Genomic DNA, 25,602 nt, shown 5'->3' with positions numbered 1-25,602 from the left:
GTTTGTTCGCACAATGTTCCGGTTCGTTCCGGGTGTCAAGATGGTTAATGCGGCGATGGTCGGATAAGTCGCATCAAATGAAAAAACCGCCGGCTGCGTCACAGCCGGCGGGTTTTGATTATTCGATATTTGCGCAGGATCAGTGCAGGATCTGGCTGAGGAACAGCTTGGTGCGTTCATGCTGCGGATTGTCGAAGAACTCCTTCGGCGAGTTCTGTTCGACGATCTGTCCCTGGTCCATGAAGATGACGCGGTTGGCGACCTGGCGGGCGAAGCCCATTTCGTGGGTGACGCAGAGCATGGTCATGCCTTCTTCGGCGAGACCCACCATGGTGTCGAGCACTTCCTTGATCATTTCCGGGTCGAGTGCCGAGGTCGGTTCATCGAACAGCATGATTTTCGGGTTCATGCAGAGCGAGCGGGCGATGGCCACGCGCTGCTGCTGACCGCCGGAGAGCTGGCCCGGATATTTCTTCGCTTGTTCCGGGATCTTGACGCGGGTGAGGAAGTGCATGGCGATTTCTTCCGCCTGCTTCTTCGGCATCTTGCGCACCCAGATCGGCGCCAGCGTGCAGTTTTCCAGGATCGTCAGATGCGGGAAGAGGTTGAAGTGCTGGAACACCATGCCAACTTCGCGGCGCACCTCGTCGATCTTCTTCAGATCGTTGGTGAGCTCGGTGCCGTCGACGAAGATGTTGCCTCTCTGGTGCTCTTCCAGCCGGTTGATGCAGCGGATCATCGTGGACTTGCCCGAGCCCGACGGGCCGGCGATGACGATGCGCTCGCCGCGCATGACCTTGAGGTTGATATCGCGCAGTACGTGGAAATCGCCGTACCACTTGTTCATGTTGATCATTTCAACCGCGACTTCCGTATCGGAAATGGTCAGTTTTTTCGGTTGGGCGTCAGCCATATTGTTTTCCCTCAGTTTTTATCGTTTGTGACCGGTGTCGAGATGGCGTTCCATGAAGCCTGAATAGCGCGACATGCCGAAGCAGAACAGCCAGAACACGAAGCCGGCGAAGACCAGGCCCGTGATCGGTGTCACGGGGCTCGCCCAGTTGGCGTCGGAGAAATTCTGGCGGACGATGCCGAGCAGATCGAACATGCCAATGATCGCTACCAGCGACGTGTCCTTGAACATGCCGATGTAGGTGTTGACGATGCCTGGGAGGACCAGCTTGATGGCCTGCGGCAGAACGATCAGCCGCATTTTCTGCCAGTAGCCGAGGCCCAGCGAGTCGGCGCCTTCGAACTGGCCTTTCGGCACGGCCTGTAGGCCGCCGCGAATGACTTCGGCCATATAGGCCGAGGTGAAGATCGCGACGCCAACTATGGCGCGCAGCAGCTTATCCACCGTCCAGCCCTGCGGCATGAACAATGGCAGCATGTAGCTGGCCATGAACAACACCGTGATCAATGGCACGCCACGGATGACCTCGATAAAGATCACGCACAGCATGCGGACGACAGGCATTTTCGAGCGGCGTCCGAGTGCAAGCACGATGCCGAATGGAAACGAGACCGCGATCCCGACGAAGGAGATCACCAACGTCACCAGCAGGCCGCCCCATCTCTCCGTTTCCACGACCTCTAGGCCGAAGCCGCCATGGAGCAGAAAGAACGAAACGATCGGTAGCACGAAGAATGCCAGAATCGCGTTCAATCCCTTCCTGGGAAGCGATGGCATCATGAGTGGCACGAAGGCGATAATCGTCAGAATCGCAACGAGCACAGGCCGCCAGCGTTCGTCCGGCGGATAGAGGCCGAACATGAAGATGACGAATTTCGAGCGGACGAAAGCCCAGCAAGCGCCGCTCCAACCGTCCGGCTGCGTTCCGCCCTGTACGGTCGTCGCGCAGAAGCTGCGATCGGCGCCGCTCCAGGCAGCTTGGACGAACAGCCAGCTAATGATATGCGGAACGGCCCAGGCAAGAAGGGCGATGGCGAGAATGGTCAGGACCGTATCCTTCGGCGTCGCCAGCAGATTTTTCCTGATCCAGTGAGCGGCCCCTTTTTCGCCTGCCGGAGCCGGCTGCGGCGGAAGAATGGTCTTGCTGACAAAGCTTTGGCTTGTGTTGGACATCTTATCTCTCCACCAGAGCCATCTTGGCATTGAACCAGTTCATAAACAGCGACGTTGCGATGCTCAAGGCGAGATAGATGATCATCCATATGATGACGACTTCGACCGCGCGGCCGGACTGATTGAGGATCACGCCGCCGACGGCGACGAGGTCGGCGTAGCCGATGGCAATGGCGAGCGAAGAGTTCTTGATCAGATTAAGATATTGGCTCGTCAATGGCGGAATGATGATGCGCATTGCCTGCGGAATGACCACGAGCCTGGTGATGGTCGACGCGCGAAGGCCGAGCGCACCTGCCGCTTCCGACTGGCCTTTTGCTACGCCGCGAATACCGGCGCGTACGATTTCGGCAATATAGGTCGCGGTGTAAAGAGACAATGCCAGGAGAAGCGCGATGAACTCCGGTCCCACGACGAATCCGCCCGTCAGGTTGAATTTGCCGGCAACTGGATAATCGAAGGAGAGCGGCAAGCCTGCCGCAAGGAAGATCACTAGCGGCAAGCCGATCAGCACGCCGATCGATACCCAGATCGTATGGAATTGCTGGCCGGTTGCCACCTGGCGCTTGTGCGCCCAGCGCGCCAGGAAAAATACCGCCACGATCGCTACAACGAAAGCAAGACCGACGGCCCACATGCCCGCACCGAAAATCGGGCTGGGGAAGGCGAGGCCACGATTGCTGAGATAGGTGGAGAATGGCAGATGCACGGCGTCTCGCGCTTGTGGCAGCAGCACCAGAACGCCGCTGTACCAGAAGAAGATAACGAGCAGCGGCGGGATGTTGCGGAAGATTTCGACATAGGTCTGGGAAAGCTTCGCGATCAGCCAATTCTTCGAAAGCCTGCCGATGCCGATGATGAAGCCGACAATCGTTGCGGCGACGATGCCAACCGCTGAAATAAGAAGTGTATTGAGTAAGCCGACGATGAGCGCATCGGTATTGGTGGAGTCGCTAGAATAGGGAATCAACGCCTGTCCCAGGTTGAAGCCGGAGCGACCTTCGAGAAAGTCGAAGCCAAAGGAGCGGTTCAACGCACGCAGATTGTCGATCGTATTCTCGATGAGGAACCAGCCGACGGCCACGAGAATGACAAGTGTAACAACCTGATAAAACACCCCCCTGACTTTGGGGTTATATATTGCAGATACGAATGATCGCTCGCCCTCAGGCGAATTTACAGTAATTGCCATGCAGAATTTTTCCCCAGTGTGCCTGTTTCAGGCTTGTTTTCTTGAGGCGAGAAAGGCGGCTTACCGCCTTTCTCCAAAAGTCGAGCGTTTTCGCGGCTTAGCGGACCGGCGGTGCGTACTGGATGCCGCCCTTGTTCCACAGCGCGTTCAGGCCGCGAGCGATCTTCAGCGGGCTTCCGGCGCCGATGTTGCGGTCGAAGACTTCGCCGTAATTGCCGACGCCCTTGATGACGTTGTATGCCCAGTCGTTGGTCAGGCCGAGATCGGTGCCGATCGTCGAACCCTGCTCAGCGCCGAGGAAGCGCTTGACGTCCGGGTTCGGGGAAGACTTCATCTCATCGAGGTTCTTCTGCGTGATGCCGAACTCTTCGGCGTTGATCAGCGCGTAGGCAGTCCAGCTGACGATGTCGAACCACTGCTCGTCGCCCTGGCGAACGGCCGGTCCGAGCGGCTCCTTGGAGATGATCTCCGGCAGAACAACGTTGTCGTCGGGGTTCTTCAGCGTCAGGCGCAGCGAATAGAGGCCGGACTGGTCGGTGGTATAGACGTCGCAACGACCGGAATCATAAGCAGCGTTGACTTCTTCGAGCTTGTCGAAGACCACCGGATTGTACTGAAGGTTATTGGACTTGAAATAGTCGGCGAGGTTGAGTTCGGTCGTCGTTCCCGACTGCACGCAGACGGCGGCGCCGGAGAGCTCCAGAGCCGACTTGACGTTCAGTTCCTTACGAACCATGAAGCCCTGGCCGTCATAATAGGTGACCGGACGGAAGTTGAGGCCGAGCGCGGTATCGCGGTTGATGGTCCAGGTCGTGTTGCGCGACAGCAGGTCGACTTCGCCGGACTGCAGCGCGGTGAAGCGATCCTTGGAGCTGAGGGGGGTGTATTTTACCTTGGTCGCATCCCCGAAGACAGCCGAAGCGACGGCCTTGCAGAAGTCGACGTCGAAACCGGCCCAGTTCCCGGATGCGTCAGGCTGTGCGAAGCCAAGAAGGCCCGTGTTCACGCCGCATTGGACGAAGCCCTTGGCCTTCACATCGCTCAGCGTCGATGCCGACGCGCCGGAAACGCTGTATGCCAATGCCGCCGCTCCGAGGAATGCGGACAGAGCAATCTTTTTCATCTTTCCCAACCTTTGTCTCTTGTTTTATAGTTAAACTGTATCGCTCCCGAAGCAGGCTCTCGGAGAACCGTGTTCCTCACCCTCCCGGTGCGAGTGGTCCTATCACAGTCGTAAATGCATTTCGGGTCAAGACATTGCCCGAATTATTGAGGAATATTCCGGCATTTTTGCTTGGAACGGCTTTAAAATGGGCAATTGGCTTCGGTTTAGGCAGTGTTTTGTCAAAAAATGCGCGAAAACAGCGTATTATTCTGCCGTTTTGGTATTTCCGCTGATGGTAATAATAGGCGCTTGAGAACCATTCGGGGTTGACCCCGTCAGACTTGGCCGCCACAAATCGAAATCCCACAGCGCCAAAGGCATATCCAGGCATGAAAGACAAAGACACACCGCTGCAAGACGCCGGCATCAATACCCGTCTGGCCCACATCGGCTATTCGCCCTCCGACTATCACGGCTTCGTCAATCCACCGGTCGTTCATGCGTCCACGGTGCTGTTTCGCGATGCGCAGACCATGGAGACGCACGACCAGAAATATACCTACGGTACGCGCGGGACGCCGACGACGGACGCGCTCTGCGAGGCGATCGACGCGCTGGAGGGATCGGCTGGAACGGTCCTCGTACCGTCGGGGCTTGCGGCGGTCACCGTACCGTTCCTGGCCTTTTTGTCCGCTGGCGATCATGCATTGGTCGTTGATTCGGTCTACGGGCCGACGCGTTTCTTCTGCGACACCATGCTCAAGCGCCTCGGCGTCGAGGTCGAGTATTACGATCCGCTGATCGGCGCCGGCATCGAGCAGATGATCAGGCCGAATACCAAATTGGTACATACCGAAGCGCCAGGCTCCAACACCTTCGAAATGCAGGATATTTCCGCGATTTCGACGGCCGCGCATCGACATGGCTGCGTTGTCACCATGGATAATACCTGGGCGACGCCGCTCTATTTCAAGCCGCTCGATCATGGCGTCGACATCTCTATCCACGCCGCGACGAAATATCCGGCTGGCCACTCCGACATTCTGATGGGAACCGTCTCCGCCAATGCGGCGCATTGGCAGAAATTGCTGGATGCCCACGGTCAGCTCGGCATCTGCGGCGCGCCGGATGACGCCTATCAGGTGCTGCGCGGTTTGCGCACCATGGGTGTGCGGCTGGAGCGGCATCAGGAAAGTGCGCTTGCGATCGCGCAATGGCTCGAGGGCCGGGAGGAGGTTGCGCGCGTCCTGCATCCGGCCCTGCCGAGCTTCCCCAGCCACGCGCTTTGGAAGCGCGATTTCAAGGGATCGAGCGGCATCTTCTCCTTTGTGCTGGCGGTCGACAGTCCGGAGAAATTCAAGGCCAAGGCGCATGCCTTCCTCGATGCGCTCAGGATTTTCGGTCTCGGCTATTCCTGGGGCGGCTTCGAAAGCCTTGCATTGCACGTCAAGCTCAGTGACCGGCGGGTCACCAAGGCGCCGACGGAAGGCCCGGTTCTGCGCCTGCAGATCGGGCTCGAAGACGTCGCCGATATCAAGGCCGATATCGAAAAGGGCTTTGCTGCCGCGAAAGAGGTCTGATCAGCCGGTGGCGCGATAGCCATAGATCCAGTCCATATCCGCCGCGAGGCTTTGCGGCGGGCGGATGGATAGAACCAGATCGCGCGCCAGCCGCACGGGGCCGCGGGCGTGATAGGCAAATTGGTTGAAGGCGGCGCGCTGGCGCAGGCGCGCGATGCGTGGCGCCCGGTGTCTTTCAAAGAGATCGAGCGCTTCGCCAAGCGGACGTGAAGCCACCATGCCGGCAAGCTCGAAGGCATCCTCGATCGCCATCGCCGCGCCCTGGGCGGCAAACGGCATCATCGCATGCGCGGCATCGCCGATCAGGACGACATCCTTGCCATTGTGCCAGCGCCCTACACTCGCTTCGTAGAGCGGCCAGAAGCTTGCCTGTTCCTGCTGTTCCAGCATCTTTGTGATCGCGCCGTTCCAGCCAGAGAAGCGCTGCAGGAGATGGTCGCGCTGCGCTTTGGTGCCGGTGGCATCCCAGCCGTGGCTGGCGCTGCTTCCGGGCGTGTTTACGACGATATTGAAGGAGGATTTTTCCCGAATTGGATAGCAGACCAGATGCGCGGAAGCACCAAGAAATGCCGTGACGCTTGCTCTGTCGAGAACGGAGGGAGCCAAGGCTTCGGAGATCGTGAAGCGCCAGGCGATATTGCCGGAGAAAAGCGGCGAGGGGCCGCCGGGCACCAGTGCCCGCACCTTCGACCAGACTCCATCGGCGCCGATGATCAGATCCGCCTTATCGCCGATGGCCGCCTCGAGCGCATCTTTGTTTGCAGGGTCGATTTTCCGGCCGAGATACAACGTGCAGAGCGGATTGGCAGTCACGGCATCGAGAAGGGCCTTCTGCAGCGTGGCGCGGTGCACAGCACCATAGGGCGAACCCCATCGCTGCTTGGCGAAGCTGCCACAGGGAACGGAGGCGATCAGCCGGAGCGACGAGCCGGAGACCAGCCGCACTTCCTTCGGCTCCAGCCAGACAGGCAGGAGCGCATCGAGCACGCCGAGCGTGTCAAGAATGCGGGAGGCATTGGGGGAGATCTGCAGGCCGGCGCCGACCTCGGTCAGCGCTTCGGCCTGTTCGAAAATCTCAGAGCGAATGCCGTGCCTTGCCAGCGCCAGCGCCGCCGTGAGGCCGGCTATCCCGGCACCGATGATCGCGGCGCTCTTGATCGGCATTCAGCTATGTCCGATCCGGTCTCGTAGAATCAGGCGGCCTTGAACTGGAAAACGCAGCCGGCCGGATTGGTCTGATCCGCCTTCAGCGACGGATTGTAGCGATAGAGTGTCGAGCAATAGGAACAGACCTTCTCGCTCTCGTCACCCAGATCGATGAAGATATGCGGATGGTCGTAGGGGACCGAGGCGCCGGTGCACATGAATTCCTTCACGCCGATCTCGATAACGCGGTGACCGCCGTCGTTCTGGAAATGGGGAATATTGTGGCCGGCCATGATGATCTCCGAATACGTCTTGCCCTGGATGGCATGAATGTTGCGCCAGACTTGGTAGCCCTTCTTTATAATCCTTCTTGGCGATTGTGTAGTGCGAAACTCCGGCTCGGCACACAGATTTTCGCAAGCGCGGGGTTCACCTGATATCGCCGATAAAATAAGGTCCGGCGCCAAAGAGACGATGTTTGCAAAGACCTTGCCATGAATCTGAACGTCCCCGCCTTTTCTCATTTCACCCATGATGGGCTGAAGCTCGCCTATTTCGATGAGGGTGATCCGAACGGTCCGCCGGTGCTGCTGATTCACGGATTTGCCTCGACCGCGATTGCCAACTGGGTCAATCCGGGTTGGCTGAAGACGCTGGGCGATGCAGGCTACCGCGTCATTGCAATCGACAATCGCGGCCATGGAGCAAGCGACAAATCCTACGATGCCGATGCCTACCATCCCTGGATCATGGCCGAGGATGCCGTCGCCCTGCTCGATCATCTCGGCATTCCCGAAGCAGATGTCATGGGCTATTCGATGGGCGCACGCGTCTCGACATTCCTGGCGATGGCGCATCCCGATCGCGTTCGGTCTCTCGTCCTCGGTGGTCTCGGCATCGGCATGGTCGATGGTGTCGGCGATTGGGATCCGATCGCCGATGCGCTGCTGGCGCCGTCGCTGGACGATGTCACGCATGAGCGCGGCCGCATGTTCCGTGCCTTCGCCGACCAGACCAAGAGCGACCGCCAGGCGCTGGCTGCCTGCATCAAGGGCTCGCGCGATCTCGCTGCCAGGGAAGATGTCGCGAAGGTGGAACAGCCGACCCTGATCGCTGTCGGCACCAAGGACGACATCGCTGGCTCGGCGCAGGAGCTTGCCGCGCTGATGCCGCATGCCGAAGTCCTGGATATCCCCAACCGCGACCACATGCTCGCCGTTGGGGACAAGCTGTTCAAGAAGGCCGTACTGGAGTTCTACGAGCGGCTGGCCGATTGATAGGTCAAGTCACTTGCCGGTGAAATGCGGTTTGCGCCTTGCGGCGAAGGCGGCGCGGCCTTCGGCATAGTCGGCGCTATCGAAAGTCTCGGCGCCGATAACCTCCGCTTCCCGCAGAAGGTCGCTATCCTGTTCGACGACGGCCCGCACCGCCAGCTTCGAGGCATGCAGTGCGATCGGCGCATTGGCGGCGATCGCATGGGCAAGCGCCGCGACCTCGCCGTCGAAGGCATCGGCTGCGACCTCTTCCAGCAGGAAACCGGCCGTAACCATCTTGCCGGCCGGCATCGGTGCGCCGGTGAACAGCGCGACCTTGGCCATCTGCGGTCCGAGCGCATTGACGATATCCTGCACCGCATCGGCGGGGTAGGCGATGCCGAGGCGGACGGCGGGCACCGAGAAGCGCGCGCCTTCTTCTGCGACGCGCAGGTCGCAGGCGGCCGCGATGCCGAAGCCGCCGCCGTAGCAGATGCCGCGGATCGCTGCGATCGTCGGCACCCTGCAGTGGCGGATGGCGGTGAAGGCGTCGCTGTTCAGCGCCTCATAGGCGATGGCAGTTTCCGCATTCTTGCGCAGGCTATCGAATTCGCTGATGTCGGCGCCCGCGGAAAAATCGCCCGCGGCGCCGCGCATGACGATCACATGTGCGTGGGCTTCATCGGTCAAGGCGCGGATGGCCTGGGATATGGCACGCCACATCGCTGCGGTGACGGCATTCTTGCGGCCGGGATTGTCGATGGTAAGCGTTCCGACCGCATCGCTGCAGCTTATGCGCAGGAGACCACCGGCAAAATCACGCTCGAAACTCATACGTGCCTAACCCATTTATGTTGTCGGACTTTTACTCTATATAATGTCCTACCAATAGGAAATCAGGAGACCGCCAATGGTCGCAGCAACGGACATTCGCCCGGTCGAAGGCATAGGCTCACTCAAGGTCGTCGACCCCATCTGGGACAGCATGCGCGAGGAAGCCCGCGCAGCCGCCGATCGGGATCCGCTTCTGGCCGCCTTTCTCTATTCCACGATCATCAATCACCGGTCGCTGGAAGAATGCGTCATCTATCGGATCTGCGAGCGTCTGGACCATCCGGACATGCAGGGCATTCTGCTACGCCAGACTTTCGAGGAAATGCTGTCCGACTGGCCGGAATGGGGCTCGATCCTGCGTGTCGATATCCAGGCTATCTATGATCGCGACCCTGCCTGCTTGCGTTTTCTGGAGCCGGTTCTCTACTTCAAGGGTTTCCATGCGCTCCAGACCCATCGCCTGGCGCATTGGCTGCTCAATCGCGGCCGCCGCGATTTCGCGCTTTATCTACAGAGCCGCTCTTCAAGCGTTTTCCAGACCGACATCAACCCGGCCGCGCGCATCGGCAAGGGCATCTTCCTCGATCACGCGACCGGCCTGGTCGTCGGCGAAACCGCTGTCATCGGCGACAATGTCTCGATCCTGCATGGCGTCACCCTTGGCGGCACCGGCAAGGAAGGCAGCGACCGTCACCCGAAGATCGCCCATGGCGTGCTGATCGGCGCTGGCGCGAAAATTCTCGGCAATATCCAGATCGGCCATTGCTCGCGCATTGCCGCCGGCTCGGTGGTGCTGAAGGAAGTGCCGCCGAAGACGACGGTGGCCGGCGTGCCGGCCAAGGTGGTCGGGGAAGCCGGCTGTTCGGAGCCCTCCCGCTCGATGGATCAGCTCCTTGCCGAAAAGATCATCGTCGATCAGATCATGGGCGCCGGAATCTAAGGAAAATCCTGTTTAGCGTTCAGGATTTTGCGGCGCCGGCCAGGGTGGAAGGCGCGCTTCCGGTCTTTACACTGCCGCTTTTCCTATGCAAGAAGCGGCCAACCTGAGATTCCTCGCGGAGATAAATTGTGAAGCCTGACGAAATCAAGAAGCTCGACGCCTATTTCAAACGCACGTTCAACCCGCAGATGGTGGTCAAGGCCCGTCCGCGCAAGAACGATTCCGCGGAAGTCTATCTCGGTGAAGAGTTCCTGGGCGTTGTCTATATCGATGACGAAGACGGCGACCGTTCCTACAACTTCTCCATGGCAATCCTGGACATGGATCTCTAGTCCATACCTAGATTTCCGATAGTGTACCGATCTCGAAGAGAGTCGCATTTTCGTCGAAATGCGGCTCTTTTTTTGAGTAATCGCTCGAAAACAATCCAAATGCTCGTCATTTCGAACCGAATTCGGTGTGATTTAGGCTAAGATCCGGATTTTTCCGGCAAGGAAGAATTTTTCTCCCAAAGCCTGCAGTTGCAACTTGCTTGATATATTTTAGCAAAATCAGAAGGATGCCCCGCGGCCTCTTCAGCCATTGCTGCGTCTCTGCTGGAAATGCAATCTTAAATAGATATTGCGATGCACAAGACTACTTGACTATTTGTGCGCTGCATTTAAGTTTTGCCTCGCTAGACCGACTATCGGCCAATCAGCAAAGGGACGGAGAAAACATGTTCAATTTCGATGAAGCCAATAAAAAGGGCAAGGAAGCGATCGACACGGCGCTGAAGAACTATACCGATGTCAACAAGGGCTTTCAGGCGATTGCCGCCGAAACCGCCGAATATTCCAAGAAGTCGTTCCAGGACGGCGTTTCTCATTTCGAGACGCTCGCCGGCGTGAAGAGCTTCGAAGCGGCTTTTGAGTTGCAGACCAGCTTCGTGAAGTCCTCTTATGAAAGCTTCGTCGCCGAGGCGACCAAGCTGGGCGAAATGTACGCCGATCTCGCCAAGTCTGCTTACAAGCCTTTCGAAGCGCCGATTGCCGCTGCCACGAAGGCTGCAGGCAAGGCTGCCTCTTCGGTTGCGCCTTCCGCATAAGCGTTTCGCTTATCGCTGGCAATTTCAGGAAAGACCGGCTGCGCGACGCGCGGCCGGTCTTTTACGTTTTCGATTATCGGTTTCGGTTGGACTGCGGCCACGACTTTTTTGATCATTGCCCGTTTTGGCAACGAATAGTGATTGCAGTGTTCGGCAAGGGGCTTAAAATCGCGCCAATATGAACTACGTTAGAGGTTCGGATATCCGGCCCGGCCGAGTCAGTTACCCAATCCAGTTTACCAAGTCGGAATGCGATAGCTTCTGCCGGATGATTTGAGGAATGAATGAAATGATCGCTGAGCCGATCCGGATGCAAAAAGACAGCGAAAGGAACGGGGATAACGGCAATCGCGGAACCTCGGTGATCACGCGCACCAAGGCTAAAACCAAGAAACCCAATCTCTACCGCGTGCTGCTTTTGAACGACGACTACACGCCCATGGAATTTGTGATCCACATCCTGGAGCGTTTCTTCCAAAAGGATCTCGAAAGTGCCACCCGCATTATGCTTCATGTCCACAACCACGGCGTCGGCGAATGCGGGATATTCACATATGAAGTAGCTGAAACGAAGGTAAGCCAGGTGATGGATTTTGCCCGGCAGCACCAGCATCCGCTGCAATGTGTAATGGAAAAGAAGTGAGGATCTGAACGTGCCAACATTTTCGCCTAGTCTTGAGAAGGCGCTGCATCAGGCACTGACCTACGCGAATGAGCGGCATCACGAATATGCCACGCTGGAACATCTGCTATTGGCCTTGGTTGACGATGCCGATGCCGCAGCTGTCATGGGCGCGTGCAATGTTGATCTCGACGCGCTCCGTAAGACTCTGACTGAATACGTCGATAATGAACTTTCAAACCTGATCACTGGTTATGACGAGGACTCGAAGCCGACCTCCGGCTTCCAGCGCGTCATCCAGCGCGCCGTCATCCATGTCCAATCCTCGGGCCGCGAGGAAGTGACGGGCGCCAACGTTCTCGTCGCGATTTTCGCGGAACGGGAAAGCCATGCGGCCTTCTTCCTGCAGGAGCAGGAAATGACCCGCTACGACGCGGTCAACTACATTTCTCACGGCATCGGCAAGCGTCCGGGGGCCTCCCAGACCCGTACGCCGCGCGGCGCCGAAGATAGCGAATCCGAGAGCAAGCCGACCTCCCGCGGCGAGCAGGAGGAGGGCGGCAACAAGAAACAGCAGGACGCGCTGAAGGCCTATTGCGTCAATCTCAACGAGAAGGCCAAAAACGGCAAGATCGACCCGCTGATTGGCCGTCATTCGGAGGTTAACCGCACCATCCAGGTGTTGTGCCGCCGCTCGAAGAACAATCCGCTCTATGTCGGTGATCCCGGCGTCGGCAAGACGGCGATTGCCGAAGGTCTTGCCAAGCGCATCGTCGAGGGCAAGGTTCCCGAAGCTCTGGCCGATGCCACGATCTTTTCGCTCGATATGGGCACGCTGCTTGCCGGCACCCGATATCGCGGCGATTTCGAAGAGCGGCTTAAGCAGGTCGTCAAGGAGCTGGAAGAATATCCCGGCGCCGTGCTGTTCATCGATGAGATCCATACGGTCATCGGTGCCGGCGCGACCTCCGGCGGCGCGATGGATGCGTCGAACTTGCTGAAGCCGGCCCTGTCTTCGGGTGCGATCCGCTGCATCGGTTCGACCACCTACAAGGAATACCGTCAGTTCTTCGAGAAGGACCGGGCACTCGTCCGCCGCTTCCAGAAGATCGACGTCAACGAGCCGAGCATCGAGGATGCCATCGAAATCATGAAGGGCCTGAAGCCCTATTTCGAAGAGTATCATCACCTGCGCTACACGAACGACGCCATCAAGTCGGCGGTCGAACTGTCGGCTCGCTATATCTCGGACCGTAAGCTGCCGGACAAGGCGATCGACGTCATCGACGAAACCGGTGCGGCGCAAATGCTGCTGCCACCGTCGAAGCGTCGCAAGCTGATCACCGAGAAGGAGATCGAGGTCACCATCGCGACGATGGCGCGCATCCCGGCGAAGACGGTTTCCAAGGACGACGAGATGGTCCTTGCCAATCTCGAACAGGAACTGCGCTCCGTCGTCTACGGTCAGGACACCGCGATCGAGGCTCTGTCGACGGCGATCAAGCTTGCTCGTGCGGGTCTGCGCGAACCGAACAAGCCGATCGGCTGCTACATCTTCTCGGGTCCCACGGGCGTCGGCAAGACGGAAGTCGCCAAGCAGCTTGCTTCGTCGCTTGGGGTTGAATTGCTGCGCTTCGACATGTCGGAATATATGGAGCGTCACACGGTTTCCCGTCTGCTCGGCGCACCTCCCGGCTATGTCGGCTTCGATCAGGGCGGGCTGCTGACCGATGGCGTCGACCAGCATCCGCACAGCGTCGTCCTTCTCGACGAAATCGAGAAGGCGCATCCGGATATCTTCAATATCCTGCTGCAGGTCATGGACCATGGCGCGCTGACCGACCATAACGGCAAGAAGATCGACTTCCGCAATGTCATCCTGATCATGACGACCAATGCGGGCGCATCGGAAATGGCCAAGGCTGCCATCGGCTTCGGCTCTGCCAAGCGTACAGGCGAGGATGAAGAGGCGCTCAACCGGCTCTTCACCCCGGAATTCCGCAACCGTCTGGATGCGACCATTCCGTTCGCACCGCTGCCGACCGTCGTCATCCACAAGGTCGTGCAGAAATTCATCATGCAGCTGGAAGCGCAGCTTTCCGAACGCAATGTCACCTTCGACTTGCACGAGGATGCGATCGCCTGGCTGTCCGAGAAGGGCTACGACGAAAAGATGGGTGCCCGTCCGCTGGCGCGTGTCATTCAGGAAAACATCAAGAAGCCGCTGGCGAACGAAATCCTTTTCGGCAAGCTGAAAAAGGGTGGCGTTGTCACGGTGACCGTCGGCAAGAAGGAAGATGGCACGACTGGGATCGTGCTCGACTCCGTCTCCGAAACCGCGCCGATCCGGCCGAAGCCGGAGGCAGAAGTGGTCGATGCGGTGGTCGAGGTGGAAGAGGATGACGGCGATACCGTCAAGACCCGCAGCCGCGTCGGCAAGACCGGCACCGCTCCGGATGCCCGACGCTCGCCGAAGACGGCAGCATCCACCGGCGATGCGCAGGATGAAAAGTCGCCGCGCAAGGGCAGCACGGTACCGAAGGTGCCGCGCAAGTAGGCTGTCATCGACTGCTTGAAAAAACAAAACGGCTGCATTGGCAACAATGCAGCCGTTTTCATATGTTTATGTTGTATTTCTTATGAAGAGATTTAACAGCTGTGGTCGTCTTCGGCTGAAATTCAGCCCAGAGCCTCGATGATCTTCTTGGCATTCTCCGCCAGGACTGCGCCATCTTCCATCTTGCCCGAATGCGGCTTCAGCGCGATGCCCTCGTGGCGCGGAATGACGTGGAAGTGCAGATGAAACACCGTTTGCCCGGCGGCCGGCTCGTTGAACTGGGCGATATAGACGCCATCGGCATCGAAAGCCTCCTGAACCGCGACGGCGATCTTCTGGACGGTCGTGATCAGATGCTGAAGGGCGGCCGGATCGGCGTCGAGTAGGTTGCGCGAAGGGGATTTCGGCAGTACCAGCGTGTGGCCGGGCGACTGCGGCATGACATCCATGAGGGCGACCGTGTGCTCGTCCTCGTAGACGCGGACAGAGGGGATTTCGCCCTTCAGGATTTTTGCGAAGATGTTGCTGGTGTCGTAGGCCGGGCTGGTCATGAAGGGTCTCCTCGTCTGCCGATTATGGTTGTCTAACTCTTTGTTTTTGCACAATTCCGGGCGGAAAACCGCGGCACACTTTTCCTGGAATTGCCCTAGTTATCCTGCCGCTCGCCTTTGCGGAAGGGGCTGTGTTCCGTCAGGATTTCGCTCATCTCCTCCACCTGCTCGCGCTCCTGCTTGAGATAGTCGGCAACGGCGCGGCGCAGGCCCTGATGGCCGATATAATGCGCCGAATGCGTGATGACCGGCAGATAGCCGCGCGCGAGCTTGTGTTCGCCCTGCGCGCCGGCCTCGACCCGTTTCAGCCCTTTGCTAAGCGCGAAATCGATCGCCTGATGATAGCAGACCTCGAAATGCAGGAAGGGATGGTCCTCGATGCAGCCCCAATGCCGGCCATAGAGCGCGTCGCCGCCGATGAAATTGATGGCGCCGGCGACATAGCGGCCCTCGCGCTTCGCCATGACAAGCAGGATGTCGTCGGCCATGCGTTCGCCGATGAGCGAATAGAACTTGCGGGTGAGGTAAGGCCGGCCCCATTTGCGGCTGCCGGTATCCATATAGAAAGTGAAGAACTGGTCCCAGATGCTTTCGGTCAGATCGCTGCCGGTCAGCCAGTCGATGCTGATGCCACCCTCGAGAGCAGCGCGGCGTTCCTTTTTCAGCGCCTTGCGCTTGCGTGATGCCAGCGTGTCCAGAAAGGCATCGTGATTGGCATAGCCGTCGTTGATGAAATGGAACTGCTGGTCGGTGCGGTGCAGGTAGCCGTCGGTCTCAAAAACGGAAATCTCGTCTTCCGGCAGGAAAGTGATGTGGGCGGAGGAGACGCCGATCTGCCGGGTCACTTCCTTCAGGCTTTCGGCCAGCGCCGGCTGGATTGCGTTGCGATCCTGACCTTCGGCCACCAGCAGCCGCGGTCCGGTGGCTGGCGTGAAGGGGATGGAGCATTGCAGCTTCGGATAATAACGGCCGCCGGCCCGCTCAAAGGCGTCGGCCCAGCCATGATCGAAGACATATTCGCCCTGGCTGTGGTTCTTGAGATAGCCGGGGACGGCGCCGATCAGCTCGCCGCTATCGGTTTCCAGCAGCAAGTGGTTGCCTAGCCAGCCGGTCCTGTCTGTGGCGGAACCGGACTCCTCCAGCGACGACAGGAAAGCATGTGAGATGAACGGGTTGTACGGCAGCAACGTACCCGTTCTCGATGCCCCGGCGAGCCTGGACCAGCTCTCCGGAGCAATATTCTTGAAGGAACGTTCTACGCGAATGGATAATTCGTCTGTCATGAAATGAGGGCAGGGCTCTCCCTGGGATCAAAACCTTCGAAGGTCATCTGGTCTGCGTTGGCAAATGTGTGTTGACGGGCTGCTTCGTCGCGCACGGTCCAGGTGATGACCGGAATCCCGCGCTGGCGCTGCGCCGTGATGAATGGGTTCGGCAGATGGCCATAGAAATACGAGATGAAGTCTAGCCCAAGCTGCATGGCTTCGTCATGCTTAAAAAACGTCTCGGGCTTATTTCCCTCCGCCGTCAGGCCGACCGGGTAGGGGGCGTCGAGCGCCTTCAGGTCCTTGAGCAGCCAATGGTCGAAGCTCATCAGCGCCACATGGCCCTTGTAGCCCTCCAGCACCTCGAGCACGGTTTCCGCAAAGCCTTCATCGTCGCCTTCACGGCCTTTGAGCTCGAGCACCAGCGGTACCTTGCCGTCACAGAGCCGCAGGAGCTGCTTCAGCGTCGGGATCTTGTCCTTGGTGCCGCCGATCGACAGCAGGCCGAGTTCGCCCGACGTGCGGTCGCGCACTTCGACGGGAAGATTGCAGACGCGCTGCAGATCGTCATCGTGAAAGACGACCGGGACGCCGTCCGAGGCATAGTGCAGATCGCATTCGATGGCAAAACCCGCCTCGATCGCCCGGGAGAAGGCCGATAGCGTGTTTTCCCAGACCTGCTTGTTCATGTCGTGATAGCCGCGATGGGCGACGGGACGTTCAGTCAGCCAGGCAATTTTGCTCATTATGCGATTTCCAGAATGGCATCGATCTCGACGGCGGCGTTCAGCGGCAGCGCAGCCATGCCGACCGCGGCGCGTGCGTGTTTGCCGACTTCGCCGAGTACATTTGCCAGAAGATTGGAGGCGCCGTTGATCACAAGATGTTGTTCGACGAACTCGGGCACCGAAGCGACGAAGCCGTTCAGCTTGATCAGACGCTTGATGCGGCTGAGATCGCCGTCCAGGGCGGCTTTCGCCTGGGCGAGGATATTGATGGCGCAAAGCTCGGCGGCGCGCTGGCCACCGGCAACGTCGACATCCTTGCCGAGATGGCCGGTGACGCCGACCTTGCCGTTTTCCATTGGCAGCTGTCCCGAGAGATAAAGAAGGTTGCCGCTGATGACATAGGGAACATAATTCGCAGCCGGCGCGGCGGCTTGCGGCAGGACGATGCCAAGCTCCTTCAGACGGCCATCGATAGCGTTGGACATTTTCATCTCCCGTTTTGTTGTAAAACTGTCAAAAATCCGGCATCAAGATTAAATTCCCATATAAGGGACCGGCGGCCTCGTTTTAGCCGAAAGCGTTCTTATAACATCGCGTGCGAGTCCAACAGGAGATAATGAATGTTCCGCTCGAGTCTTGCCGCCGTCGTTGTTTCGAGTTTGGGCATCGCATCTCTGGGCGCACCGATAGCCTATGCGGCTGGTCCGAGCGGGCTGATCGCCCACCGCGCCGTCTACGATCTCGAACTCAAGGACGCCACCGACCGCTCCGGCATTGCCGGCATGTTCGGCCGCATGGTCTATGAGTTCGACGGTTCCGATTGCACCGGCTTCACCACCAATTTCCGCTTCGTCACGCAGATCGACACGGGTGATACCACCCGCCTCAGCGACCAGCAGACGACCACGTTCGAGGATCTTGCCAAGCGCACATTCCGCTTCGAGACCAAGTCCTATACCGACGATCAGCTCGACAAGGATGTGCGCGGCGCGGCGGCGGACGATCAGAAGGGCATCAAGGTCGATCTCACCCAGCCCAAGCCGAGACAGCTGGAACTCATCCAGAGCCGCTTCCCGACGGAACACATGCTCGACATCATTCACAATGCCAAGCTCGGCAAAAACTTCTTCGAGGCCCAGGTTTTCGACGGTTCGGACGATGGCGACAAGCCGTTGCTCGCAACCACCGTCGTCGGCAAGTCGGAGACGCCGGCCACCGACGATCCCGATGCCGACAAGGCAGGCGCCTTTGCCAAGACACCGTTCTGGCCGGTGACGGTTGCCTATTTCAACGAGAAGTCCAAGGGCGACGCCATACCGGTCTACCGCATGTCGTTCAAACTCTATGAAAACGGCATCACCCGCGATCTCACCATGGACTATGGCGATTTCGTGCTGACCGGCAAACTGTCCAAGCTGGAAGTGCTCGACGCCAAGGCTTGCCAGTAAAGCGTCGGGCCAACGCTGCCCAAATCGCTCTTTTTTCTGCTGTGCCCTTGCATTCCCGATAAATCGAATGTATGGCCAGCCGCATTCCACACGTAAGGCATGGGATTGTCCGGGAGAAATCCGGATCGTTCCGCCCGGTGGCATTCTCGAAGAGGATGCTGTTCGCCTTGCGGAGGTTCAACCGGAAAAGGATACAAAGGCATGGCATTGCCCGATTTTTCTATGCGCCAGCTTCTCGAAGCAGGCGTTCACTTCGGCCACCAGACGCACCGCTGGAACCCGAAGATGAAGCCGTACATCTTCGGCGATCGTAACAACATCCACATCATCGACCTCGCCCAGACGGTTCCGTTGCTGAGCCGCGCTCTGCAGGTTGTCAGCGATACCGTTGCCCGTGGCGGCCGCGTTCTGTTCGTCGGCACCAAGCGTCAGGCCTCTGAACTGATCGCCGACAGCGCTAAGCGTTCGGCTCAGTACTACGTCAATGCTCGCTGGCTCGGCGGCATGATGACCAACTGGAAGACGATTTCGAACTCCATCCAGCGTCTGCGCAAGCTCGACGAAATCCTCAACGGCGACGCCCAGGGCTTCACCAAGAAGGAACGTCTGAACCTTGAGCGCGAGCGCGAAAAGCTTGACAAGGCTCTCGGCGGTATCCGCGATATGGGCGGCACCCCGGACCTGATGTTCATCATCGACACCAACAAGGAAAAGATCGCGATCGACGAAGCCAAGCGCCTCGGCATCCCGGTCGTCGCCATCATCGACTCGAACTGCGATCCGGACCTGATCGACTATCCGATCCCGGGCAACGACGACGCTTCGCGCGCCATCGCTCTCTACTGCGACCTGATCGCACGCGCTGCCATCGACGGCATCGCTCGCCAGCAGAGCGCATCCGGCCGTGACCTCGGCGCTTCCATCGAAGCTCCGGTCGAGCCGACCCTGGTCGAAGGCGGCACCGAAGCCTGATCACGCCCCGCGGCGGACAGACACTTGTCCGCCCGAGCGTATTGACATCCGGGACAAGGCCGTTTGCGACTTCACGGAGTTCGAGCGGCCTTGTTCTGTTTTAGGGAACGCATGGCCTGGGCGGTAGATCCAGGCATGTTCCAATCAAGAATTCCAGAGTATGACGCAGCTTCATAACGCTGTCATACTTACGGGTACATTTCGTCCCTCAAATCGGTGCCGCTTCGGCTCAAAGCCGCTTGCCGCACCGTATGAACCGACAAGAGGAAGCTTATGACCGAGATTACGGCTGCACTGGTAAAGGAACTGCGCGAAAAGTCTGGCGCAGGCATGATGGACTGCAAGAAGGCGCTTATCGAAACCAACGGCGATATCGAAGCCGCGATCGACTGGCTGCGCGCCAAGGGCATCTCCAAGGCTGACAAGAAGTCCGGCCGTACCGCCGCTGAAGGCTTGGTCGCCATTGCCGGCGCCGGTCACAAGGCCGTTGTCGTCGAGCTCAATTCCGAAACCGACTTCGTTGCCCGTAACGATGCCTTCCAGGAGCTCGTTCGCGGCATCGCCGAAGTCGCGCTGTCCACCGATGGCACGGTTGAAGCCATTTCGGCTGCGACCTATCCTGCATCCGGCAAGCCGGTCGCCGACACCATCAAGGACGCGATCGCAACCATCGGCGAGAACATGACGCTTCGTCGTGCGGCCAAGCTTGAAGTCGAGCACGGCGTTGTGGCGACCTACATCCACAACGCTGCCGGTGACGGTATCGGCAAGCTCGGCGTTCTGGTTGCCCTGAAGTCGGTTGGTGACAAGGCCGTTCTGACGTCGATCGGCCGCCAGGTTGCCATGCACATTGCTGCTACCAACCCGCTGGCTATCCGCGCCGAAGAAGTCGATGCCGCAGTCGCCGAGCGCGAACGCAACGTCTTCATCGAGCAGTCCCGCGAATCCGGCAAGCCGGAAGCCATCATCGAAAAGATGGTGGAAGGCCGCATGCGCAAGTTCTTCGAGGAAGTCGCTCTTCTCTCGCAGGCCTTCGTCATCAACCCGGACCTGACGGTCGGTGCTGCCATCAAGGAAGCTGAAAAGACCGCTGGCGCTGCGATCGAAGTCGTCGGCATGGCCCGTCTGCTCCTCGGCGAAGGCGTCGAGAAGGAAGAGGCCGACTTCGCCGCTGAAGTCGCTGCCGTGGCCAAGGGCTGATCATCGAATTCGTTTCGTCTGTTGACGAAACGAAACCATACCCCAGATTGGTGAAACCATATCCGGGAAAACCCGTGGGCATCGCGTGACAACGCGATGCCCTTCGTGTATCCGGCTTTCACAATCTTCCCCGCGATCACTTCAAGGAGCCATGATGTCTCAGCCGATCTACAAGCGTGTATTGCTCAAGGCCTCCGGCGAAGCTCTGATGGGCAGCCAGGGGTTCGGTATCGACGTGACCGTCGCCGACCGGATTGCCTCTGATATTGCAGAGGCGCGCGCAATGGGCGTCGAAGTCGGCGTCGTTGTCGGTGGCGGCAACATTTTCCGTGGCGTCGCTGTGGCCTCCAAGGGCGGCGACCGGGTGACCGGCGATCACATGGGCATGCTGGGAACCATTATCAACGCTCTGGCGCTGGCGACCTCGCTGCGCAAGCTCGATATCGACACGGTGGTCCTCTCCGCCATTTCCATGCCGGAGATCTGTGAGAGCTTCTCGCAACGCGCCACGCTTTATCACCTCTCGCTTGGCCGTGTGGTGATCTTTGCCGGCGGCACCGGCAACCCCTTCTTCACCACTGATTCAGCCGCAGCCTTGCGCGCCGCCGAAATGGGCGCCCAGGCGATCTTCAAGGGCACGCAGGTCGACGGCATCTATTCCGCCGATCCGAAGAAGTTCCCGGATGCGACCCGCTTCGAGCAATTGACCCATAGCCAGGTGCTCGAAAAGGGCCTCGCCGTCATGGATGTTGCCGCCGTGGCGCTGGCCCGGGAAAATTCCATTCCGATCATCGTCTTTTCCATCCATGAAAAGGGCGGCTTCGCGGAAATCTTGACCGGCGGCGGCCGTAAGACCATCGTATCAGACAACTGACGTTCCTGTGGCGCCGGACCTTCCCGGCGCCGCCTATTACACGGGAGTATAAACATGAGTGAAGGCACTGACCTCAAGGAATTGAAGCGCCGCATGGATGGCGCCATTGCGGCATTCAAGAGCGATATCGCTTCGCTGCGCACCGGGCGTGCGTCCGCCAACATTCTCGACCCGGTGACGATTGAAGCCTACGGTTCGCGCATGCCGCTGAACCAGGTGGCAAACATCACCGTTCCCGAGCCGCGCATGCTGTCAGTCTCGGTCTGGGACAAGTCGATGGTCGGCGCCGTTGAGCGTGGGATCCGCGAATCCAACCTGGGTCTCAATCCGATCATCGACGGGCAGAACCTGCGTATCCCGCTGCCGGAACTCAACGAGGAGCGCCGCCGCTCGCTGGTCAAGGTCGCCCACGAATATGCCGAGAAGGCGAAGGTGGCGATTCGCCATGTTCGCCGCGACGGCATGGACGGTCTCAAAAAGGCCGAAAAGGACGGTGACATCGGTCAGGATGAGGGCCGCTCCTTGTCAGAGCGTGTGCAGAAGATGACCGACGAGACGATTTCGGACATCGACCGCTTGCTAGTCGACAAGGAAAAGGAAATCATGCAGGTCTGATTTCACGCTAGGGCATCGCGCTTTCGATCACGAGATATTGAAAGCGGCGAGGGTGCGCTAGATTAAGAGGCCAGAACCTTTCCCGCCGAACAAAACTGGACCCATATGTCACTTCCGACCTTCTCTGCCGTACCCGAACACGTTGCCATCATCATGGATGGCAACGGGCGTTGGGCCAATGCACGCGGCCTGCCGCGAACCATGGGCCATCGTAAGGGCGTGGAGGCGGTGCGCGAAACCGTACGGGCGGCCGGCGACATCGGCGTAAAATATCTGACCCTCTTTGCCTTTTCGTCGGAGAACTGGCGTCGTCCGGAGACGGAGGTGAGCGATCTCCTCGGTCTGCTGAAGGCCTTCATTCGACGAGATCTTGCCGAGCTGCATCGCCAGAACGTCCGCATCCGGGTGATCGGCGACCGCAACAATCTGCGTGGTGACATCCTGCCATTGTTGATCGAGGCGGAAGAGACCACAAAGGACAACACCGCCCTGACGTTGGTCATCGCCTTCAACTACGGTTCTCGCGATGAGATTTCCCGCGCCCTCGTCAGCCTCGCAAGGGACGTCGAGGCCGGGCGGCTGCGCCCGCAGGATATCAGCCCTGAACTGGTCGGCGCCCGTTTGGACACGGCCGGAATTCCCGATCCGGACCTCATCATCCGCACCAGCGGCGAAGAGCGGCTGTCGAACTTCCTGCTCTGGCAGGCTGCCTATTCGGAATTCATGTTCATGCCGGAATACTGGCCGGACTTCAGCCGGGACCTCTTCTTCTCCGCGCTGGAAAAATATGCCGCGCGCGACCGGCGCTTTGGTGGCCTCTCCGCCAAACAGGCGGCCGCCGTGGGGTCTTAATGAGTCGCGAACTCAGGCTGCGCATTGTCTCCGGCATCATTCTTGCCGCAATCGTTCTCGTCGCCACCTGGTACGGTGGGCTGAGCTTCCGCCTGCTGGCAGCGGTGATCGGCCTGCTCGTCTATTACGAATGGTCGACAATAGCCGATCTGCATGGTCGTGATCCGCAAGGCAACGCGCTTGGCTGGCTGGGCCTGGTGCTGATTGCCGGCGCGACGCTGACGGAAGAATCGGTCTATTCCGTCGAGGTGCTGTTTGCTTTCGTTGTGGTGACGGCAATCATGGTCGCCATGCGCGGCAAAAGCTGGTGGCTACCCGGCGGAATATTCTATGCCGGATTGACCGCCATCGCCCTTGCGGAGATCCGCGACGACGACCTGCGCGGTTTCGTGCTGATGCTGTTCATCTTCGCGACCGTGTGGGCGACGGATATTTTTGCCTATTTCGTCGGCCGCGCCATTGGCGGACCAAAGCTTGCGCCGCGGATATCGCCCGGCAAGACATGGTCGGGTGCCATCGGCGGCGCCGTCGCCGCCGTGATTGCCGGAACGGCGGTCGTCTGGAGCTATTTCTCCGCGGATGGTTTATGGATTCCAGTGTTCGCCCTGATCCTGTCGATTTGCAGCCAAATCGGCGATTTATTCGAGTCTTTCATGAAACGCCGCTTCGGCGTCAAGGACTCCAGCCATCTGATTCCCGGCCATGGCGGTGTCATGGATCGGGTCGATGGACTAATTTTTGCTTGTTTTGCGGCGTTCATGTTGGCTATCGTGATATCGCTGACAATGAGCGGCGAGACCATGTCATTGGGCAGTGTCCTGCTCGGTGTATGAAATCAACGCGAACAGGATCAATGCATGGGTAGCGTGGCAGGCATCATCGGATTCTTGACGAACAACGTCATCACGTTTGTTTTCGTCCTGTCGCTGCTCGTTTTCGTGCACGAAATGGGTCACTATCTCGTCGGCCGCTGGTCCGACATCCGCATCATGGCCTTCTCGGTCGGCTTTGGCCCGGAGATCGCCGGTTTCACCGACCGTCATGGTACACGCTGGAAGCTGTCGCTCATTCCACTCGGCGGCTATGTCCGATTCTTCGGCGACGAGGATGCCTCGAGCAAGACCGATGTCGATCAGCTCTCGGCCATGACCGAGGAGGAGCGCGCCCAATCATTTGCTGGCGCAAAGCTCTGGAAGCGGGCCGCGACTGTCGCTGCCGGCCCGATCGCCAATTTCATTCTTGCCATCGCGATCTTTGCCGTGCTCTTCAGCGTCTACGGCCGCACGGTCGCGGATCCGGTTGTCGCCATGGTCACGCGCGGCGGTGCCGCCGCCGAGGCGGGGATCGAGCGCGGCGACCGTCTTGTCGCGATCGATGGCAACAAGATTGCCACCTTCGATGAAGTGCAGCGCTATGTCGGCATGCGTCCCGGCCGTAGTATCGTGCTGAGCGTCGAGCGCGACGGCCAGAAGCGCGATTTCAACATCGTGCCGAAGCTTGCGGAAGATACCGATCAGTTTGGCAATAAGATGGAGATGGGCCGCATCGGTATTGCGCTCGTCGATCCTGTGGTGACGGCGGTAGAGCCGCGCGGACCGGCGGCTCAGGCGGGCGTGCAGCCTGGCGACCGCCTGGTTGCCGTCGACGGCAACAATGTTGGGACCTATTATGATATCGTTCGCTATATCGGTGATCGCCCCGGCAAGAGCGTGGTCCTGACTGTCGAACGCAACGGCCAGACCCGCGATCTTCCGATGGTGCCGGCAGCGTTGCCGCAGATTGATTCTTCCGGGAACAAGAAGGACATCGGCAGCATCGGCATCTCGCCGGTCGATCCACTCGTCGCCACCATTTCGGAGGATAGCCCGGCCGCCGGAGCGGGCATTGCGCTCGGCGATCGCATTCTTTCTGTGGATGGGCGCGCGATTGGTTCCATCGGCGAAGTCCAGCGTTATGTCGCCACGCGTGCGGACAAGACGGTGGTCTTGTCGGTCGAGCATGACGGTGTGACGGGTGACGTTAAGGTCACGCCGAAGATGACGGCGGAACCCGATGCCTTCGGCAACGAGTCGGAGATCGGCAGCATCGGAATCACCGACGGCCAGAAGCCGATCAAGCTGCGTTATGAGGCATACGGGCCATTCCAGGCGCTAAGCGAAGGTATCAAGCAGACCGGCAGCATTATCTCCGGCACCTTCGAATATCTCGGCAATGTCATCGGCGGCTACATGAAGGCGGACCAGCTCGGCGGCCCGATTCGCGTGGCGCAACTCTCCGGCCAGATGGCTACTCTGGGCTTCTCCGCGGTACTCCAATTCGCCGCCATACTTTCTGTTTCAATTGGTTTATTAAATTTGATGCCGGTCCCGGTACTTGATGGCGGCCATCTGATGTTCTATGCGATTGAAGCTGTAAGGGGAAAACCGCTGGGTGCCCGAGCGCAGGACATCGCTTTCCGGATTGGTTTCGCGATGGTGCTGTCACTCATGGTATTTGCGACATGGAACGACATCAGCTCCAGGATAGGCTGATGGGGGAGCTAGAGAGGAATAAGGATTTATTTACGATGTTTCAAAGCTGTAGTGGCCAATGAGCCACGCTTTGAAATGAAGTAAACAGAAATTAACTTGCTCCCTTGCTTGTATGTCAAAAGCGGGTAAAACGACACACGTGGCCGGAATCGGGTTCTTCCCGG

General features: G+C 59.0%; 26 protein-coding genes. 15 read left to right on the top strand and 11 right to left on the bottom strand.

All coding sequences use genetic code 11. From position 1 onward, the window contains the following. Positions 1 to 139: 139 nt before the first annotated feature. From AB6803_RS07400 to AB6803_RS07385, 4 genes are all read right to left on the bottom strand, one after another. Positions 140 to 913 carry an amino acid ABC transporter ATP-binding protein gene (locus AB6803_RS07400; protein WP_371108256.1) on the bottom strand — a complete coding sequence of 258 codons (774 nt, stop codon included), beginning with the start codon at positions 911 to 913 and terminating at the stop codon, positions 140 to 142. Positions 914 to 931: 18 nt separating this feature from the next. Continuing rightward, the gene (locus AB6803_RS07395; protein WP_371108255.1) at positions 932 to 2,086 is read right to left on the bottom strand and encodes an amino acid ABC transporter permease; all 1,155 of its coding nucleotides are present in this window, start codon (positions 2,084 to 2,086) and stop codon (positions 932 to 934) included. A gap of 1 nt (position 2,087) precedes the next feature. Further along, positions 2,088 to 3,278 carry an amino acid ABC transporter permease gene (locus tag AB6803_RS07390; RefSeq protein WP_371108254.1) on the bottom strand — a complete coding sequence of 397 codons (1,191 nt, stop codon included), beginning with the start codon at positions 3,276 to 3,278 and terminating at the stop codon, positions 2,088 to 2,090. Between the two features lie 97 nt (positions 3,279 to 3,375). Continuing rightward, positions 3,376 to 4,401 (bottom strand): amino acid ABC transporter substrate-binding protein, encoded by a 1,026-nt coding sequence (locus AB6803_RS07385; RefSeq protein WP_371108253.1) that lies wholly within the window; start codon positions 4,399 to 4,401, stop codon positions 3,376 to 3,378. A gap of 371 nt (positions 4,402 to 4,772) precedes the next feature. On the opposite strand from AB6803_RS07385, the gene AB6803_RS07380 reads away from it, so the two are divergent. After that, positions 4,773 to 5,963, top strand: a complete 1,191-nt coding sequence (locus AB6803_RS07380) for a cystathionine beta-lyase (protein ID WP_371108252.1) — start codon at positions 4,773 to 4,775, stop codon at positions 5,961 to 5,963. On the opposite strand, the gene AB6803_RS07375 is transcribed toward AB6803_RS07380, so the two are convergent. Next, a complete protein-coding gene (locus tag AB6803_RS07375) occupies positions 5,964 to 7,127 on the bottom strand; it encodes an FAD-dependent monooxygenase (protein WP_371108251.1) in 1,164 nt (387 codons plus the stop codon). A gap of 29 nt (positions 7,128 to 7,156) precedes the next feature. After that, a complete protein-coding gene (locus AB6803_RS07370; protein ID WP_007693387.1) occupies positions 7,157 to 7,402 on the bottom strand; it encodes a zinc-finger domain-containing protein in 246 nt (81 codons plus the stop codon). Between the two features lie 201 nt (positions 7,403 to 7,603). Between AB6803_RS07370 and AB6803_RS07365 the strand changes: the two genes are divergently transcribed. After that, on the top strand, positions 7,604 to 8,386 hold the full coding sequence (locus tag AB6803_RS07365; RefSeq protein WP_371108250.1) for an alpha/beta fold hydrolase: 783 nt from the start codon (positions 7,604 to 7,606) through the stop codon (positions 8,384 to 8,386). Positions 8,387 to 8,395: 9 nt separating this feature from the next. Here the strand turns inward: AB6803_RS07365 and AB6803_RS07360 are convergent, their stop codons facing one another. Further along, positions 8,396 to 9,196 carry an enoyl-CoA hydratase-related protein gene (locus tag AB6803_RS07360; protein ID WP_371108249.1) on the bottom strand — a complete coding sequence of 267 codons (801 nt, stop codon included), beginning with the start codon at positions 9,194 to 9,196 and terminating at the stop codon, positions 8,396 to 8,398. A 76-nt stretch (positions 9,197 to 9,272) separates the two neighbouring features. On the opposite strand from AB6803_RS07360, the gene cysE reads away from it, so the two are divergent. The 5 genes from cysE (at position 9,273) to clpA (ending at position 14,402) form a co-directional block, all read left to right on the top strand. After that, the gene (gene cysE / locus AB6803_RS07355) at positions 9,273 to 10,136 is read left to right on the top strand and encodes a serine O-acetyltransferase (RefSeq protein WP_371108248.1); all 864 of its coding nucleotides are present in this window, start codon (positions 9,273 to 9,275) and stop codon (positions 10,134 to 10,136) included. Between the two features lie 128 nt (positions 10,137 to 10,264). After that, the gene (locus AB6803_RS07350) at positions 10,265 to 10,468 is read left to right on the top strand and encodes a DUF3126 family protein (RefSeq protein ID WP_007693395.1); all 204 of its coding nucleotides are present in this window, start codon (positions 10,265 to 10,267) and stop codon (positions 10,466 to 10,468) included. A 386-nt stretch (positions 10,469 to 10,854) separates the two neighbouring features. After that, on the top strand, positions 10,855 to 11,223 hold the full coding sequence (locus tag AB6803_RS07345) for a phasin family protein (protein ID WP_007693396.1): 369 nt from the start codon (positions 10,855 to 10,857) through the stop codon (positions 11,221 to 11,223). Positions 11,224 to 11,512: 289 nt separating this feature from the next. Beyond that, positions 11,513 to 11,866 carry an ATP-dependent Clp protease adapter ClpS gene (gene clpS, locus AB6803_RS07340; RefSeq protein WP_007693397.1) on the top strand — a complete coding sequence of 118 codons (354 nt, stop codon included), beginning with the start codon at positions 11,513 to 11,515 and terminating at the stop codon, positions 11,864 to 11,866. A 10-nt stretch (positions 11,867 to 11,876) separates the two neighbouring features. Continuing rightward, the gene (clpA, locus tag AB6803_RS07335) at positions 11,877 to 14,402 is read left to right on the top strand and encodes an ATP-dependent Clp protease ATP-binding subunit ClpA (RefSeq protein ID WP_371108247.1); all 2,526 of its coding nucleotides are present in this window, start codon (positions 11,877 to 11,879) and stop codon (positions 14,400 to 14,402) included. Positions 14,403 to 14,524: 122 nt separating this feature from the next. Here the strand turns inward: clpA and AB6803_RS07330 are convergent, their stop codons facing one another. The 4 genes from AB6803_RS07330 to AB6803_RS07315 form a co-directional block, all read right to left on the bottom strand. After that, a complete protein-coding gene (locus tag AB6803_RS07330) occupies positions 14,525 to 14,953 on the bottom strand; it encodes an HIT family protein (protein WP_371108246.1) in 429 nt (142 codons plus the stop codon). 95 nt (positions 14,954 to 15,048) lie between these two features. Beyond that, the gene (locus AB6803_RS07325) at positions 15,049 to 16,236 is read right to left on the bottom strand and encodes a GNAT family N-acetyltransferase (RefSeq protein WP_371108245.1); all 1,188 of its coding nucleotides are present in this window, start codon (positions 16,234 to 16,236) and stop codon (positions 15,049 to 15,051) included. Beyond that, the gene (locus AB6803_RS07320) at positions 16,233 to 16,964 is read right to left on the bottom strand and encodes a glycerophosphodiester phosphodiesterase (RefSeq protein WP_371108244.1); all 732 of its coding nucleotides are present in this window, start codon (positions 16,962 to 16,964) and stop codon (positions 16,233 to 16,235) included. Before AB6803_RS07320 ends, AB6803_RS07325 begins: the two co-directional genes overlap by 4 nt. Beyond that, positions 16,964 to 17,431 (bottom strand): RidA family protein, encoded by a 468-nt coding sequence (locus AB6803_RS07315; RefSeq protein ID WP_371108243.1) that lies wholly within the window; start codon positions 17,429 to 17,431, stop codon positions 16,964 to 16,966. Before AB6803_RS07315 ends, AB6803_RS07320 begins: the two co-directional genes overlap by 1 nt. Before the next feature lie 135 nt (positions 17,432 to 17,566). Between AB6803_RS07315 and AB6803_RS07310 the strand changes: the two genes are divergently transcribed. From AB6803_RS07310 to rseP, 8 genes are all read left to right on the top strand, one after another. Then, positions 17,567 to 18,394: a cell envelope integrity EipB family protein gene (locus tag AB6803_RS07310; RefSeq protein WP_371108242.1), complete on the top strand. Its 828-nt coding sequence runs from the start codon at positions 17,567 to 17,569 to the stop codon at positions 18,392 to 18,394. 201 nt (positions 18,395 to 18,595) lie between these two features. Then, positions 18,596 to 19,366 (top strand): 30S ribosomal protein S2, encoded by a 771-nt coding sequence (gene rpsB, locus AB6803_RS07305; RefSeq protein WP_007693406.1) that lies wholly within the window; start codon positions 18,596 to 18,598, stop codon positions 19,364 to 19,366. Positions 19,367 to 19,639: 273 nt separating this feature from the next. After that, positions 19,640 to 20,566 (top strand): translation elongation factor Ts, encoded by a 927-nt coding sequence (gene tsf / locus AB6803_RS07300; RefSeq protein ID WP_007693408.1) that lies wholly within the window; start codon positions 19,640 to 19,642, stop codon positions 20,564 to 20,566. Positions 20,567 to 20,717: 151 nt separating this feature from the next. After that, on the top strand, positions 20,718 to 21,440 hold the full coding sequence (gene pyrH / locus AB6803_RS07295; protein WP_371108241.1) for a UMP kinase: 723 nt from the start codon (positions 20,718 to 20,720) through the stop codon (positions 21,438 to 21,440). A 54-nt stretch (positions 21,441 to 21,494) separates the two neighbouring features. Further along, positions 21,495 to 22,055 carry a ribosome recycling factor gene (frr, locus tag AB6803_RS07290; protein ID WP_007693413.1) on the top strand — a complete coding sequence of 187 codons (561 nt, stop codon included), beginning with the start codon at positions 21,495 to 21,497 and terminating at the stop codon, positions 22,053 to 22,055. Positions 22,056 to 22,160: 105 nt separating this feature from the next. Then, the gene (locus tag AB6803_RS07285; RefSeq protein WP_371108240.1) at positions 22,161 to 22,907 is read left to right on the top strand and encodes an isoprenyl transferase; all 747 of its coding nucleotides are present in this window, start codon (positions 22,161 to 22,163) and stop codon (positions 22,905 to 22,907) included. Then, complete coding sequence (locus AB6803_RS07280; RefSeq protein ID WP_371108239.1) at positions 22,907 to 23,740, top strand: phosphatidate cytidylyltransferase; 834 nt, start codon at positions 22,907 to 22,909, stop codon at positions 23,738 to 23,740. The genes AB6803_RS07285 and AB6803_RS07280 overlap by 1 nt, the downstream gene beginning before the upstream one ends. 24 nt (positions 23,741 to 23,764) lie before the next feature. Next, positions 23,765 to 25,438 carry an RIP metalloprotease RseP gene (gene rseP / locus AB6803_RS07275; protein ID WP_371108238.1) on the top strand — a complete coding sequence of 558 codons (1,674 nt, stop codon included), beginning with the start codon at positions 23,765 to 23,767 and terminating at the stop codon, positions 25,436 to 25,438. The last annotated feature ends 164 nt before the right edge of the window (positions 25,439 to 25,602 follow it).

Source organism: Rhizobium sp. RCC_161_2, assembly GCF_041355235.1.
Taxonomy (GTDB): Bacteria; Pseudomonadota; Alphaproteobacteria; order Rhizobiales; family Rhizobiaceae; genus Rhizobium.
The sequence above is the reverse complement of the archived record's forward strand: the minus strand, read 5'-3'. Positions and strand labels throughout refer to the sequence as shown.